The sequence below is a fragment of the Photorhabdus thracensis genome, from assembly GCF_001010285.1.
Lineage (GTDB): Bacteria > Pseudomonadota > Gammaproteobacteria > Enterobacterales > Enterobacteriaceae > Photorhabdus > Photorhabdus temperata.
Window position 1 is genome coordinate 4,733,599 of record NZ_CP011104.1, and the last position, 15,350, is coordinate 4,748,948.

13 protein-coding genes are annotated in these 15,350 nt (G+C 43.9%); 5 read left to right on the forward strand and 8 right to left on the reverse strand.

Annotation, left to right across the window (positions count from 1 at the left end; translation table 11 throughout):
- Positions 1-3: 3 nt before the first annotated feature.
- Together luxC and VY86_RS20610 are read right to left on the reverse strand one after the other, a co-directional pair.
- Positions 4-1,446 carry a long-chain-fatty-acyl-CoA reductase LuxC gene (gene luxC, locus VY86_RS20605; protein ID WP_046976368.1) on the reverse strand — a complete coding sequence of 481 codons (1,443 nt, stop codon included), beginning with the start codon at positions 1,444-1,446 and terminating at the stop codon, positions 4-6.
- Between the two features lie 725 nt (positions 1,447-2,171).
- Complete coding sequence (locus tag VY86_RS20610) at positions 2,172-3,923, reverse strand: carbamoyltransferase family protein (protein WP_046976369.1); 1,752 nt, start codon at positions 3,921-3,923, stop codon at positions 2,172-2,174.
- 591 nt (positions 3,924-4,514) lie between these two features.
- On the opposite strand from VY86_RS20610, the gene dauA reads away from it, so the two are divergent.
- On the forward strand, positions 4,515-6,215 hold the full coding sequence (gene dauA / locus VY86_RS20615; protein ID WP_046977008.1) for a C4-dicarboxylic acid transporter DauA: 1,701 nt from the start codon (positions 4,515-4,517) through the stop codon (positions 6,213-6,215).
- 102 nt (positions 6,216-6,317) lie between these two features.
- Here the strand turns inward: dauA and kdsA are convergent, their stop codons facing one another.
- From kdsA to hemA, 5 genes are read right to left on the reverse strand one after another with little or no spacing between them, the layout of a single operon-like run.
- Positions 6,318-7,172, reverse strand: coding sequence for a 3-deoxy-8-phosphooctulonate synthase (gene kdsA, locus VY86_RS20620; RefSeq protein ID WP_046976370.1), 855 nt, complete (start codon positions 7,170-7,172; stop codon positions 6,318-6,320).
- Positions 7,173-7,230: 58 nt separating this feature from the next.
- The gene (sirB1, locus tag VY86_RS20625) at positions 7,231-8,040 is read right to left on the reverse strand and encodes an invasion regulator SirB1 (RefSeq protein ID WP_046976371.1); all 810 of its coding nucleotides are present in this window, start codon (positions 8,038-8,040) and stop codon (positions 7,231-7,233) included.
- Positions 8,024-8,872: a peptide chain release factor N(5)-glutamine methyltransferase gene (gene prmC, locus VY86_RS20630; RefSeq protein WP_046976372.1), complete on the reverse strand. Its 849-nt coding sequence runs from the start codon at positions 8,870-8,872 to the stop codon at positions 8,024-8,026. The genes sirB1 and prmC overlap by 17 nt, the downstream gene beginning before the upstream one ends.
- Positions 8,872-9,954: a peptide chain release factor 1 gene (prfA, locus tag VY86_RS20635; protein WP_046976373.1), complete on the reverse strand. Its 1,083-nt coding sequence runs from the start codon at positions 9,952-9,954 to the stop codon at positions 8,872-8,874. The genes prmC and prfA overlap by 1 nt, the downstream gene beginning before the upstream one ends.
- Before the next feature lie 31 nt (positions 9,955-9,985).
- Positions 9,986-11,248, reverse strand: coding sequence for a glutamyl-tRNA reductase (hemA, locus tag VY86_RS20640; RefSeq protein WP_046976374.1), 1,263 nt, complete (start codon positions 11,246-11,248; stop codon positions 9,986-9,988).
- Between the two features lie 242 nt (positions 11,249-11,490).
- On the opposite strand from hemA, the gene lolB reads away from it, so the two are divergent.
- The 3 genes from lolB to prs all read left to right on the forward strand — a co-directional run bounded on the left by lolB (position 11,491) and on the right by prs (position 14,002).
- Positions 11,491-12,114: a lipoprotein insertase outer membrane protein LolB gene (gene lolB / locus VY86_RS20645; protein WP_082111318.1), complete on the forward strand. Its 624-nt coding sequence runs from the start codon at positions 11,491-11,493 to the stop codon at positions 12,112-12,114.
- Positions 12,114-12,980, forward strand: a complete 867-nt coding sequence (gene ispE, locus VY86_RS20650) for a 4-(cytidine 5'-diphospho)-2-C-methyl-D-erythritol kinase (RefSeq protein ID WP_046976376.1) — start codon at positions 12,114-12,116, stop codon at positions 12,978-12,980. The genes lolB and ispE overlap by 1 nt, the downstream gene beginning before the upstream one ends.
- A 74-nt stretch (positions 12,981-13,054) precedes the next feature.
- Positions 13,055-14,002 (forward strand): ribose-phosphate diphosphokinase, encoded by a 948-nt coding sequence (gene prs, locus VY86_RS20655; RefSeq protein ID WP_021325123.1) that lies wholly within the window; start codon positions 13,055-13,057, stop codon positions 14,000-14,002.
- A gap of 123 nt (positions 14,003-14,125) precedes the next feature.
- Here prs and ychH read toward each other — a convergent pair whose 3' ends face one another.
- Positions 14,126-14,401, reverse strand: a complete 276-nt coding sequence (gene ychH, locus VY86_RS20660; protein ID WP_021325124.1) for a stress-induced protein YchH — start codon at positions 14,399-14,401, stop codon at positions 14,126-14,128.
- A gap of 334 nt (positions 14,402-14,735) precedes the next feature.
- On the opposite strand from ychH, the gene pth reads away from it, so the two are divergent.
- A complete protein-coding gene (gene pth, locus VY86_RS20665; RefSeq protein WP_046976377.1) occupies positions 14,736-15,326 on the forward strand; it encodes an aminoacyl-tRNA hydrolase in 591 nt (196 codons plus the stop codon).
- Positions 15,327-15,350: the final 24 nt, after the last annotated feature.

The window sequence follows — 15,350 nt, forward strand, 5'->3', positions numbered from 1 at the left end:
TAGTTAAGGGACAAATACAAGGAACTTATCTTCTTCCAGGAATCGGGTCTGTTCTATTTCGACCGCAACATCCTTAGCCGTATAATGAGATGGCCTTTCATGAGAAATATATGTCACTAATCGTTGTAACGGTCTCATTCCATCATGGGATCCACCCACTCGAAATATGTTATTCATTCCTGCTTCTACAATCCGTTCAGCACCTTTTAATGCTAATTCGTTCCGATACTTAAATGCGGCCTCCCAAGGAAAAACAGATACGGTTTGTGTCCTGTTTTTCTGAACATAAGGCAATATTTGCTCAATATTATCGACGTGATGAAGGTACACACATCTGCCAAGTGGTTGATTAAGTTCCACACCCGCATTTGACTCAATAATCATCCAGCGCTGATGAGCATCAACCTCTATTTTTAATCCAGCAAACAAGCTCTCTTTTTGAACTAAGGAATAGGCTGCCTTTTCATCAAAGTCTTTTTTGGCGTTTGGTAATATATGCGCATATAAGTTCAGTTTTTCTATCAACGCTAGCTTAAATTCTTCATAATGACTTCCCATGTAGTATATGTTTTGGGTGGAAAAACAAGCTTGTTGATCGTAAAAACAAACATCATGGGCCGCACCTGTCGCTGCGGACGTCAAGTCAACAGGGTCATCAATAATGCAGAAACTCTTCTTAGAGACAAATTTAATTACGTCAATATAGGGTGGCGCATGTTTTACAGCCCAATTAATCGCCTCTTCCCCACCCCAAGCGACAATCACATCCGCATGTTGCATCATCTCTTTTGCGAGTGATGTATCACCTTGATGTTGCCAATATATAACAGACAAAGAGCGCGTTATCGGATGATTAGGGTCTACATCAATAAAGCTTAACGCTAATGCATTAGCGGTAAAAGGATCGGAGGAGGAGGTTTTTATAATGCATTGATTCTTTGTCAAAATTGCGCGTAATATTGACATGATACCCGATAATGGAACATTACCGGCCAACAGGTGTACAGATTTACCTTTCGGAAAAGCTCTAATATAACTTTCATCCTGAGGTAACCATTCATCCATGATATGGCGAGAACCAAGCTCATTGTTTACAACATCATAAAGACCACCTTTAGAACACAAAATCATAGATATCCAGTTGGCCTCCAGCTTGGCCATTGCTTCTGAATATCCCATGTATTTTTTCAGGTCACGAATGTATGTCCTGCGTCTTGAATATTCTTCATTTTTCCATCTTTGCCCTACTGTATAGAGAAAGTTGATAATGTTATGCAACTGTAATTCATTGTTTTTATTATAATCAATAATGCCTTTTACTTGAGACTCATTCAATATTGGCAGATGAATACTATTATCACCAAAGCTAATAGATTGCACTAAATCATCACTTTCAGGAAATGCTTCAACTTGGCCGTTAATAATGAATGAAATTTTTTTAGTCATATTTACCATCCATTTAATAGGGTAATTTCAGCTTAAGTTGCTGTTTGACCCTCTTGCAAACTCGTTATATCAATAACTTACTTCTCGTATTTTTGTGTTATGGCAATGTAAATAATAAAATATCCAGAAAATGAGATTCTGACTATGTGGCATTTGACCTGTGACCTTCATCAGCATACTGCCTGACCTAATTTGTCAATACCTGTTAAAATAGCAAACCAAAACTTTCATATCAACAAGATTTGTTAATGAAAAGTTTAAACAAAAAGAGTCGCTATTTTTATGCGTGATAATATCCATGCAAATTATTACCCTATTTATGAATTAAATTATATATAAATTAGGCAGTGAGGCAACGTTCCGTAATGATCAATAGCATGAAAAGGAAGACCATCATATTTAATAAATTAAAAAATTAATCGTAGGTATTTATCGTTTCTGAATCCATTTTTTACATTGATGTATTAACATATTTTTCTTATATTGTCAGTTAATATTATCATTATGCTGCCCTTACAATATAGTTAAATGCTCGATAATTACCTTATGTTGTCCAGCAAGCAACCCTTACTCTCCAAATTGAAAGGATGTGTTCCCATATCATCAAATATCATATCCAGATATTCTTCTAAGGCGACAAGGAAACACATTTACTCCAAGGAATCGACAATAATCAATTGACCGAAGCTTTATTCAATTCAACCATTTTCCTCAGGATTTCAACGTTATTCTTTCCACACGACAAATCCCTCAATATAAAGCTTATCCAGTGAGGTTTTCAAAAACGCATCTATCGCAACATCAGGTGACATGATAAGTGGCTGTCCCTTAACGTTAAATGAAGTATTCACCAGACAACCGTAACCGGTTATCTCCTGTACCGCCTTCAATAACCGCCAAAAAGTCTCGTTAAAAGTACGTTCCACAAGCTGAATACATGCCGTTCCATCAGCATGGACAATACCGGAGACCGGCCCTACCATTTCTGGTTTTACGTCAGCAGTGCAAAGCATATATCGGGTCGGCGGCAGATTTCGGGTCTCAAACATAATATCGCAGTCCTCATCCAAAATGGCAGGCGCAAATGGACGGAAAGCCTCACGAAACTTCACCGTGCTGTTAATTCTGTCTTTTATTCCTTCACCTGCCGGAAGCGCGAGAATCGAACGATTGCCAAGTGCTCTCGGGCCAAATTCCATCCGATCATGAAACCAGGCAATGATTTTGTCTTCCGCGATATCGTTAGCCGCGGAAGCAAAATAATCATCGTTCAATCCCAAATAACGCCATTTCATTCCCGCATTACAACCATGCCGGAATAATGCATTACGAACTTCATCTGTTGAGAAGCGCGGGCCGAGATAGGGATTAAAGTAATGATCTGAATTATTGTGGTATTTACCGGCAACAAAAAGCGCCGCCCCCAAAGAAGTACCATCATCACCCGATGCAGGTTGGATAAAGGCATTTTTCACCTCATCAAGCTGACAAAGGACCTGATTGGCTTTGCAATTTAAAAATGATCCGCCGGCAAGACAAAGTGACGTTTCACCCGTTTTTTGCAGCCAATACGTAACTAACTGTTTCAGCAAAAGTGCGAATTTTTCCTGCAATCCCGCAGCAAAATCCTGATGAACATCCAATAAAGTGTCATCTTCATTTCTCGGTGTAAGACCAAACATATCGCTGAGTTGCGCCATCGCAACAGGAAAACCATATTCCGCATTATCAAACAGTTGCGGTGACCAATTTACACGTATTGATCCACTATCTGCATCGAATTGGGCTAATTCATTGAAAATATGACGGTATCGCTCAGGGTTACCATAGGCGGCAAGTACCATGACTTTATATTCATCACGATTAAATACAAAGCCAAGGAACCGGGTACAGATAGAGTAAAGCTCACCTAATGAAGAACTAATTGGCTGACTGTACAATTTTTGAAATTGCTGGTCTTTAGCAAGATAAATACTCAAAGATTCTATTTCACCCATACCATCTGAAACAACACAAAGTGCAGAGGGGAAACCACTGGGATAAAAGGCTGACGCCGCATGAGCCAAATGATGATCTACCGCTTGAAAACGCGGTTCAATATTCTGCCATCCAGCTGAAGCGAATGCGTCAATCACTGTTTTGCTACTGAAGGCACCCTCGAACATTTTTTGGTTCCACATGAAAAAACGGCGATAGTGATCATAATTAAAACCGTGGGCAATAACCTGTATATCATCTTGCATAAGGCCCGCTTCCGCCAAACAATAGTTAATGGCATGAACAGGAAACTGTCCCGTGCCTTTCTCTCCGGTAAAGCGTTCTTCCGCAGCAGCGGCAACAACTTTTCCATCAATCATCAAACAGGCTGCACTATCTACCCCCTGACAAATGCGCTCGTCTAATTTACTCACACCCGGGTAATTCTCCCGCATAAAACGTTGAGAATTAGGAAGGCCACTAATACCTAATATAATCATATTATTAACCTCAAAATTATTATTTTTCTTTCATGAAAATCAAACCATGCGCTCTATATTCATAGTCTGTTTTGTATCATATAGGGTGGGTTCTTATATCTGTCAAATTATTAATCTAATATTTAAGAAACATTAAAGAAAGATAAATTATGAAATCATTTGATATGACTAATTTAATTCTTGCATAATAAATACAAGTATAAAATACACAATCAATTATTTAACTCTACAACAATAACAATTATAAATTATTATCAACCAGGTTGATTCATTATAAAAATAAAACATTATAACTCTACAATTAACAAAAAAATATATGGCATTAAATCTAAGAATATTGATTATATTACTTATGAAATTAGCTTAATAAAATTCACCAATAAGAATAAATACCTAATAGAATCGATTCCAAGATATGACCCAATGATAAAAGCATTATTCTCCCTTTTACTTTTCACTTCCCTGCCGCTAAGCTATTCACATTGAGTTTGATGTATGGCGCTATCGTTTTGAACTAAAAGCATTATTCCTGCAATTTGGATTATAATGACCTTATTGCTTTTTCCTTTTATTTTTTTGGTTTATGCACAGATGAAAACTCGTAGAATGAACGGCATACGGCCGTTTAGTGCTGTAATTGATGCTTGCTGGAAAGAACCCTACTCTTTTACCCGTTTAATTAAAGATATTATTGCCGGTATTACTGTCGGTATTATCGCTATCCCACTCGCTATGGCACTGGCTATTGGCAGTGGTGTTGCGCCACAATACGGGCTTTACACCGCCGCTATCGCCGGTATTGTTATCGCGGTAACCGGCGGCTCACGCTATAGTGTTTCCGGCCCTACAGCCGCTTTCGTTGTCATTCTCTATCCGGTATCCCAGCAATTTGGTCTGAGTGGCTTGCTCATTGCGACATTAATGTCAGGGATTATCCTGCTGGTAATGGGGTTAGCCCGCTTTGGCAAATTGATAGAGTATATTCCTCTACCGGTGACACTGGGTTTTACTTCGGGGATCGCCATCACTATCGCCACCATGCAGGTAAAAGATTTTTTTGGTCTGCAATTGGAACATGTACCAGAGAGTTATATTGATAAGGTTGCCGCGCTGTTTCAGGCACTGCCAACGCTGCATTTAAGTGATACGCTGATTGGGCTGGCGACACTTTCCGTTCTGATTTACTGGCCTAAGCTTGGGCTGAAATTACCCGGGCATCTTCCAGCCTTGATCGCGGGAACCGCTGTAATGGGGATAATGAATTTATTTGGTCAGGATGTTGTTACTATCGGTTCTGAATTCAGTTACATCTTGAATGACGGTACACAGGGCCAAGGGATCCCCCCCACCCTTCCTCAATTCGTTTTACCGTGGCGTTTACCTGACATGGACTCTCATCACATTGATATAAGTTGGACAACAGTTTCAGCTTTATTGCCCGCGGCCTTTTCAATGGCAATGTTAGGTGCTATTGAATCACTGCTTTGCGCCGTTGTTTTGGATGGTATGACAGGTAAAAAGCACCACTCAAACAGCGAATTAATTGGTCAGGGGTTGGGAAATATCGCTGTACCGTTCTTCGGGGGTATTACCGCTACCGCGGCTATTGCCCGATCAGCAGCAAACATCAGAGCCGGCGCAACATCACCGGTTTCGGCAATTGTTCACTCTCTGCTGGTGTTATTAACTTTACTGGCATTGGCGCCAATGCTCTCCTATCTTCCGCTGGCCGCCATGTCCGCCCTGTTGCTCATGGTCGCCTGGAATATGAGCGAGATACATAAAGTTATCGATCTGATCCGTCGCGCACCAAGGGATGACATTATTGTGCTGATTCTTTGTATGTCGTTCACGGTACTGTTTGATATGGTCATCGCGATTACAATTGGTATCGTGTTAGCCTCACTGCTGTTTATGCGTCGGATAGCCAATATGACCCGTATCAGCCAATTGCCACAAACAAATGGGGATAAAAGTCTGCTGGTTGTTCGTATCAATGGCCCGTTATTCTTCGCTGCGGCTGAACGTATCTTTACAGAATTAAAGGAAGAAAGCGCAGGTTATCAGACGATCCTCATGCAGTGGGATGCCGTTCCTGTGCTGGATGCCGGTGGGCTGCACGCTTTCCAGCGCTTTATTGATGAAGTGGGTAAGGATAAATATATTGCTGTTTGCGATATTCCATTTCAGCCGTTAAAAACACTGGCCAGAGCCAGAGTTCAATTGGTTGAAAACCATCTCAGTTTCCATGCAACATTGCCACGGGCAATGGAAGAATTGAATTTCAATTGAAAAATGGATAACTGAAACCATTGAAAAAAGAGCTTAGTCAGCCTTTTCCCAATAATGGCGCTGTAAACCAGCGCCAAACACATTCATCATTTGATAACCAAATTATTTGCTGGTATCCAGTTGAGGGAAGCTTTTTACTGCGTCATCAATCGCTTTCATCTGGAGCAGGAATGGCTCAAGTTTTGCCAACGGCAACGCTGATGGGCCATCGCACATCGCATTTACCGGATCGGGATGAGCTTCAAGGAACAGGCCGGCAATACCAACTGCCATTCCCGCACGCGCCAGTTCAGCCACCTGAGCACGACGACCACCCGACGCGGCACCAAACGGATCACGGCATTGCAGTGAATGAGTTACATCAAAAATCACAGGATGCCCCCCCGTGGCCTGAACCATGACATTGAAACCCAGCATATCCACAACCAAATTGTCATAACCAAAGTTGCTGCCACGATCACACAAGATCACCTGATCGTTGCCGCCTTCTTTGAATTTTTCAACAATATTCCCCATCTGGGCTGGGCTGATAAACTGTGGCTTTTTAACGTTAATCACCGCGCCGGTGCGGGCCATTGCCTCAACCAAATCAGTCTGGCGTGCCAGAAATGCCGGAAGTTGGATCACATCAACCACTTCCGCCACCGCCTGCGCCTGTACTGGCGCATGCACGTCAGTAATAATTTTCACACCAAAAGTTTGTTTCAGCTCCTGAAAAATCTTCATTCCCTCTTCCAGCCCAGGGCCACGGTAAGAGTGAATTGATGATCGGTTTGCTTTATCAAAGGAAGCTTTGAAAACATAAGGAATGCCCAGTTTTTGTGTCACTGTCACATAGTGCTCACAAATACTCATGGCCAAATCCCGTGACTCAAGGACATTCATACCACCAAAGAGAACAAACGGCAGATCGTTAGCGACCTTGATATCACTAATATTAACCACTTTCTGTTGCATACTTATACCTTCTGTTAAGGGCAAATAAATTAACCAGATAAATCAGTACAGAGCAATATCAGTGCAACACGATATATTGCTGCTCAATGGAGTATATCTGCATTCTGATCATTTCTGCGACCGGATCTTCTGGGCAATGCTCGACAAAATAATTCAAATCAGAAACCGCAATATGATTACAATCAAGCTCGGCATAAATAAGCCCTCTATCACGTATTTCATATGGGTCATCGGGATCAAACATCAGAACGGCTTCACTGGCTTTCAGCGCCAGTTCCAACTGCCCTTCTTCCATTAACGCGACTTTTATGGTCTCCAGCACTTTACATACGATGCTGATATTATCGGCTTCCTGCAAATCATCCGCCGTCAATTTAGCTGTCTGGCTAATATTACCTTTTAACCACACATCAAGCATATGTTCACTCAGCGCTTCGCCATTGGTTGGATTAATAAATCTCACCGGTTTATCCGGGTAATCAACACGCAAAATCAACTGTGTCGGAAAAACAACCGGCATAAAGGGCAGTTCTAAAGCCTGAGCAATATGAATAAGAATGATCCCTAAAACCACAGGAGAACCTTGACGAGTTTGCAGTACTTTATCCAACCACAATGTATCTGACAGACAATAAACACCACTGGCGCCGCCAAATTTCCAGTTCTGATAAAACAGCCTGAGTAATTTTTCCAGCTGTTCCTCTCTGTTCATCTGTGGAGATATTTCACGTCTGGCTTCATCAATCAATACCTGAAGCTGCTTCTCCACTGAATTCTGAGGAAAATCGGAGCGAATGGCTCCGGATATTAACAGAATACCGCTACTTAAAGATGCGTTATTAAATTCATAATCAGCTATGGCTTTCATCACTTTTCCACTGACCCAGTGTTATTCGCTCATTACCGCCATAATCCTGAAAAGTAGCCACCCGCTGATAACCACTCTCAGAAAACAGGCTTCTTACAGCGTCTCCCTGTTTCCAACCATGCTCCAGCAACAACCATCCATCAGGTAACAGAAAATGACGTGACAAATTAATAATTGTCTTTAGATCGGCCGTTCCCTGTTCCGCCGCAATTAATGCACTCTCTGGCTCAAACCGCACATCACCTTGAAACAGATGTGGATCGGCTTCATCAATGTAAGGCGGATTACTCACAATCATAGCAAGTTGTTGATTATTCAACGAAGAGAACCAACTGCTTTGCAGAAAATCCACATTTTGTATTTTCAGTTTTTCAGCGTTACCCTGCGCCAGAATGACCGCATCAGGATTGATATCAACCCCGGTAACCCGGCAATCAGGGCGCTCACTGGCAATCGCCAACGCAATCGCACCGGTGCCGGTTCCCAAATCCAGAATGTGGCAAGGCGCCGGTGAAAGCCGTTCAAGCGCTTTTTCAACCAGATACTCCGTGTCAGGCCGCGGGATCAATGTGGCAGGCGAAACATTTAATGGCAACGACCAGAATTCGCGTTCGCCGGTAATGTAAGCAATGGGTTCACCTTTTACCCGGCGAGCCAATAATGTTTCAAGCTGGCTAAACTGCTCTGAACAGAGTTGCGTTTCCCCGAATGCCAATAGGTAAGTTCGGGAATGGTGAGTGACGAGCCCCAACAAAATCTCCGCATCCCGTTTAGGGCTATCACTGGCTGATAACTGTATTGTGGCTTGTTTAAGCCAGGATTGATAATCCATCAATCCTGCTCTGACAACGCTGATAATTGATCGGCCTGATATTCATTAACGATCGGCTGAACAAGCATATCCAGTTTGCCTTCCATCACTTCATCAAGGCGGTACAAGGTCAGGTTAATACGGTGATCCGTCACCCGCCCTTGCGGGAAGTTGTAAGTACGATTGCGATCTGAACGATCACCTGAACCCAGCAAGTTACGGCGCTCCGAGGCTTCTGCTTCCTGGCGCTTACGCACTTCAGCGGCACGAATACGCGCTGCCAATACCGACATCGCTTTCGCTTTGTTTTTATGTTGAGAACGCTCATCCTGACACTCAACCACAATGCCGGTTGGAATATGCGTGATACGGATAGCGGAATCCGTGGTGTTGACGTGCTGACCACCGGCGCCAGACGAGCGGAACGTATCAATACGCAAATCACTTGGGCTGATTTCCGGCAATTCTGCTTCTGGAATCTCCGGCAAAACCGCAACGGTACAGGCAGAAGTGTGAATCCGCCCTTGCGATTCAGTTTCCGGTACACGCTGAACACGGTGACCACCAGATTCAAATTTCAGATGACCATAAACCTGTTCGCCGGAAACTTTAGCGATAATTTCTTTATAACCACCATGCTCACCGTCATTGGCGCTCATCACCTCGACTTTCCAACGACGGGATTCAGCATAACGGCTGTACATACGAAACAAATCCCCGGCGAAAATAGCCGCTTCATCCCCCCCGGTTCCGGCGCGAACTTCAAGAAAGCAGTTGCGTTCATCATCAGGATCTTTCGGTAGCAGCAACAATTGCAACTGCTGCTCTAACTCCTCATTACGAACCTTGGCGTCCTTGATCTCTTCCTGTGCCATTTCCCGCATTTCAGGGTCATCAAGCATTATTTCAGCGGCCTTAAGGTCATCCTGCACCATGCGCCAGACCTTAAAGCAATTCGTCACATCCGTCAGTTGGGCATATTCCCGTGACAAAGCGCGGAAACGTTCCTGATCAGCAATCACATCAGCATCGCTGAGGTGAGCCAAAACTTCTTCGTGACGTTCTTGTAATGCTTCCAATTTAGCAACAATAGAAGGCTTCATTCGTGATTTCAGACCCTATTCCGAGATATGGTTAATTATGTTTCAGCCCTAGGCTGTCACGTAATAAATTAAGACGCTCCAGGTCACCATTGCTGGCAGCCTGCTGGAGTGATTTGGTAGGAGCATGCATCAGACGATTCGTCAATTGATGAGTCAATTGGTTGATTGTCTGTTCCAAGTCAGCCCCCTGGTTGATAGCAGCCAGCGCTTTGGCTGTCATTTCAGCCCGCATCTGTTCTGCCTGAGCACGATATTCACGGATTGAGTTGACTGCACCTTGCGAACGCAACCAGTCCATAAAATAACCGCTTTCCTGCTGAACAATATATTCAGCCTGAACAGCCGCCGCTTTGCGCTGTGCAAGATTGCGCTGAATAATTGCCTGCAAATCATCAACACTATAGAGATAGACGTTATTTAATTTTTCCACATCAGGCTCTACATCGCGGGGAACCGCGATATCAACGAGCAACATGGGTTGGTTACGGCGTAACTTTAATGCACGTTCAACCATACCTTTGCCAATAATAGGCAAAGGGCTGGCGGTTGAACTGATGACAATATCAGCTTCGGCTAAACGTGTATCAATTTCAGGTAAAGTGATCACTTCCGCCTGAACTTCGTCAGCCAATACCTGCGCCTTCTCTCTCGTTCTGTTAGCAATCATCATATGATGCACCCGATGCTCTTTCAGATGGCGGGCAACCAGCTCAATGGTTTCCCCAGCACCAACCAGCAAAATATTCAGTTCAGAAAGTGTTTCAAAAATCTGCCGCGCCAGGGTACAAGCCGCAAAAGCGACGGAAACCGCATTTGAACCAATCTCTGTTTCAGTCCTGACACGCTTGGCGACAGAAAATGATTTTTGAAACAATCGCTCCAACTCACGCGATAAAGAATGGCTGTCCTGCGACTCGGCAAATGCTTTCTTCACTTGCCCAAGGATCTGAGGTTCTCCAAGTACCAACGAATCCAGCCCACTAGCCACTCTCATCAAGTGGCTGACGGCTTCATTATCATGATGCCAGTAAATACTGGATTTTAGATCCTTGGGATTAAGCTGGTGATATTCACACAACCAATTAATTAATTGCTCATACAGATTATCCTGCTGTTCTACACTGAGATAAAGCTCTGTACGGTTACACGTTGACAATACAACTCCCCCCCTCACCAGGGGTTGCTGGAGAAGGTTGCCGAGTGCTTCACTGATAGTGTCCGGTGAAAAAGTCACTCGTTCACGCAGGGATACAGGAGCGGTTTTATGGTTGATACCAAGTGCTAACAAAGTCATATTGAATTATCAGCAGGAAGGCAGTTCATCGTAAAAAACATCTTGTTTTGATGAAATCATCACCCTTAATAAGGACTCTTAATTAGCTGTGCATTCTACTTGATACCTCCGTTCAATAAAAGACGATCAACCACGTCTAATCTCATTATTCAGGATATTTTTTGAGATTTAACTGGATTAATGCACCATTCTTCATTATTAAGTGGTGTAAGAATTTTCACGTTATTAATCAGAGATTGCTGATGAAGCCAATGCAAAAATTATCACTATTCCGTCTGCTGCCACTCTCTTGCGTGCTGTTGACCGCCTGTACATTAACGCAACCTGGTGGATCCGGTTCGGCAAACTCCCCTCAGTGGCGGGCACACATACAACAACTACAGCAACTGAACCAATACCAGACCCGTGGATCTTTTGCCTATCTGGCTAATGAAAAGAAAGTTTATGCCCGCTTTTTCTGGCAACAATATAACCCTGAGCGCTACCGTTTATTATTAACGAATCCTCTGGGCAGCACTGAATTAGAACTGGTCGTTCAACCCGGCATGACACAATTAACCGATAGCCAGGGTAAAAAATATTTCAGTGATAATCCTGAAGAGATCATTTATCAACTCACCGATATGGATATTCCACTGGATAATCTGCGACATTGGATAACCGGTCTGCCCGGTGACGCAAAAGACTTCAAGCTGGATGCTAACTATCTGTTGAAAACCTTAAACTATCAACAACATAGCGCAACATGGCAGGTTAATTATCAATCCTACGATACCGCCATAACCCCTCCTCTTCCTGACCGCCTTGAACTGACTCAGGGCGACCGCCGCATTAAGCTGAAAATGGATAACTGGACCACAAAATAATGACGCTGACCTGGCCTTCACCGGCAAAACTTAACCTGTTTCTCTATATCACCGGTCGCCGTGCTGATGGTTATCACCAGCTGCAAACCTTGTTTCAGTTTCTGGATTATGGTGATGAAATTACCATCACTCCACGTCAGGATAATGAAATCCGCTTACTGACACCGGTAAAAGGTGTAGAACACGATAACAACCTAATTGTTCGCGCGGCGCGTCTATTGCAATCCTACAGCCATCAACACGGCACTGGCATTGCTCATCAAGGTGCAGATATCTGTATCAACAAGCGTCTGCCCATGGGCGGTGGATTAGGAGGCGGTTCATCGAATGCCGCTACCGTACTGATTGCCCTGAATTACCACTGGCAAACCAGCCTCACAGACGAGACACTGGCAACCCTCGGCGTAAGTCTTGGCGCTGATGTGCCGGTCTTTATCAAAGGCCACGCCGCATTCGCAGAAGGTATTGGTGAAATCCTGCACATAGCAAAGCCGGAAGAGAAATGGTATCTGATTGCTCACCCTGGGATTGAGATCCCAACTCTGCGCGTCTTCACAGATCCGGAATTAAAACGTGATACACCAATTCGCTCTCTGCCCGCATTATTACAGGCTCCGTACGCAAATGATTGCGAATCTCTTGTAAGAAAACGTTTTCGTAAGGTTGAACAGCTTCTTTCATGGCTGCTAGAATACGCGCCGTCACGCCTGACAGGGACCGGTGCATGTGTATTCGGCGAATTTGAATCAGAAGGATCGGCCCGTAAGGTGTTAAATCAAGCCCCTGAGTGGTTGCAGGGTTTTGTTGCGCGTGGCGTCAACAATTCACCTTTGCACAATTTCCGCTCTGGGATACCCGGTTATTGAACCAATGAACAGATATCGTTCATTTGAGCATTGGTCAACAATATCTCTCTGGACGCAAGCCTGAGGTTTTTCTCGTGCCCGATATGAAGCTTTTTGCTGGTAACGCCATTCCTGAACTAGCACAACGTGTTGCCAACCGCCTGTACACCAATCTTGGAGACGCTGCTGTCGGTCGTTTCAGCGACGGTGAAGTCAGCGTACAAATTAACGAAAATGTACGCGGTGGTGATATTTTCATCATCCAGTCCACTTGTGCACCGACTAACGACAACTTGATGGAATTGGTCGTTATGGTTGATGCACTGCGCCGTGCCTCCGCCGGACGTATTACCGCAGTAATCCCTTATTTCGGTTATGCCCGTCAGGACCGCCGGGTCCGTTCAGCCCGTGTGCCGATTACCGCAAAAGTTGTCGCAGACTTCCTGTCCAGTGTCGGCGTAGACCGCGTACTGACAGTTGATCTGCATGCTGAACAGATCCAGGGTTTCTTTGACGTTCCGGTTGATAACGTATTTGGTAGTCCGATCCTGCTGGAAGATATGTTGCAGCAAGAATTGGAAAACCCTATCGTTGTTTCCCCGGATATTGGCGGTGTTGTCCGCGCCCGTGCTATCGCTAAACTGCTGAATGACACGGATATGGCTATCATTGATAAACGCCGGCCACGGGCTAACGTTTCTCAGGTGATGCACATTATTGGTGATGTTGCTGGTCGCGACTGCGTACTGGTTGATGACATGATTGATACCGGCGGTACATTATGCAAAGCGGCTGAAGCATTGAAAGAGCGTGGAGCTAAACGTGTATTTGCCTATGCAACTCACCCGATTTTCTCCGGCAACGCGGTGGACAACATCAAAAACTCGGTTATTGATGAAGTGGTTGTCTGTGACACCATCCCATTGTCTGCTGAAATCAAGGCGCTGAATAAAGTTCGTACTCTGACTTTATCCGGTATGTTAGCTGAAGCGATCCGCCGCATCAGTAATGAAGAGTCAATCTCTGCGATGTTTGAACACTAAGTTTCATCCATAAATCGCGCTTAAGAAAAAACCCGTTGCCAAGAACTTCAACGGGTTTTCTGCTTATCCGGAGTCATAATAATATTCCTCCATTAGCAAAAATTCTAACTAACACTGTTTTTGTTATGGATACCGATGATCACCACGACGATAACGCTCATCGTAATTTTTCAACCACCAGTAACGATCTGCCACACCTTCCCGGCCTCCCACACCAGCACCAGCTAACCAAACAAGAGCACCAATAAAAACTCCCAATAGCGCTGCTTCAGATAAAAACTCAGGCCAGCCAAAACCGAAGATATGGGGCAGTAATGTATAAGCCAGGCTGCTAACGATAGTCAACATACCAACACCCATCAATACATTACCAACTATGAAGGCACTCTGACGTTTCATATGTTACCTCCAACACTCTTCGTGCTCACTAAGAACCTAAAGTCAAGAAACATATGTTTACTTGTACTATAGAGTATAGCTCTATTTGCTAAAAGGTCATTGCGGACACGATCACAACTAACAGAGATAACCTTCACTCTTTACTTGTCTCTACTCGTGATTATGTATCCACACTTACTTTTGAAAACTTATCTAAATGAAAATGACTTATCGATCGATAACCATCAGTAATCACTTAAAGGGAAGAGTCATCAAACTGAACTTTGTACTCGTCGCACCTGACAGGTAAACTACCCCTCTTTATTGTTTTTACTATTAAAAGTGAAGAAAAATAGTGGGTAACATAAAATTAATTGTCGGTCTGGCTAATCCTGGTGCTGAATATGCCCAAACCCGGCACAACGCCGGGGCCTGGTACCTCGACCTGCTGGCGCAGAGCCACAATCAGCCATTGAAAGAAGAGAGTAAATTTTTCGGTTACACCGCCCGGATTAATATATGCGGCCATGATGTTCGTCTGTTAGTCCCGACAACATTTATGAACCTCAGCGGTAAATCTGTCGCGGCCCTCGCCTCCTTTTACCGTATCCAACCGGATGAAATTCTGGTGGCACATGATGAACTCGATTTACCGCCGGGAGTGGCAAAAATGAAGCTGGGCGGAAGTCATGGCGGCCATAATGGTTTGAAAGATATCCAAAACAAATTTAGTAATAATCCTAACTTCTATCGCTTACGTATTGGTATCGGTCATCCGGGCGATAAAAATAAAGTTATTGGCTTTGTGCTGGGAAAACCACCGACCAGTGAACAAAAGCTGATTGATGACGCGATTGATGAAGCTCTGCGCTGCACTGATATTCTGATGAAACAAGGTATGGATAAAGCGATCAACCGCTTGCACAGCTTCAAAGCCAGTGCCTGACGACACAGAATAGATAAATCCTAT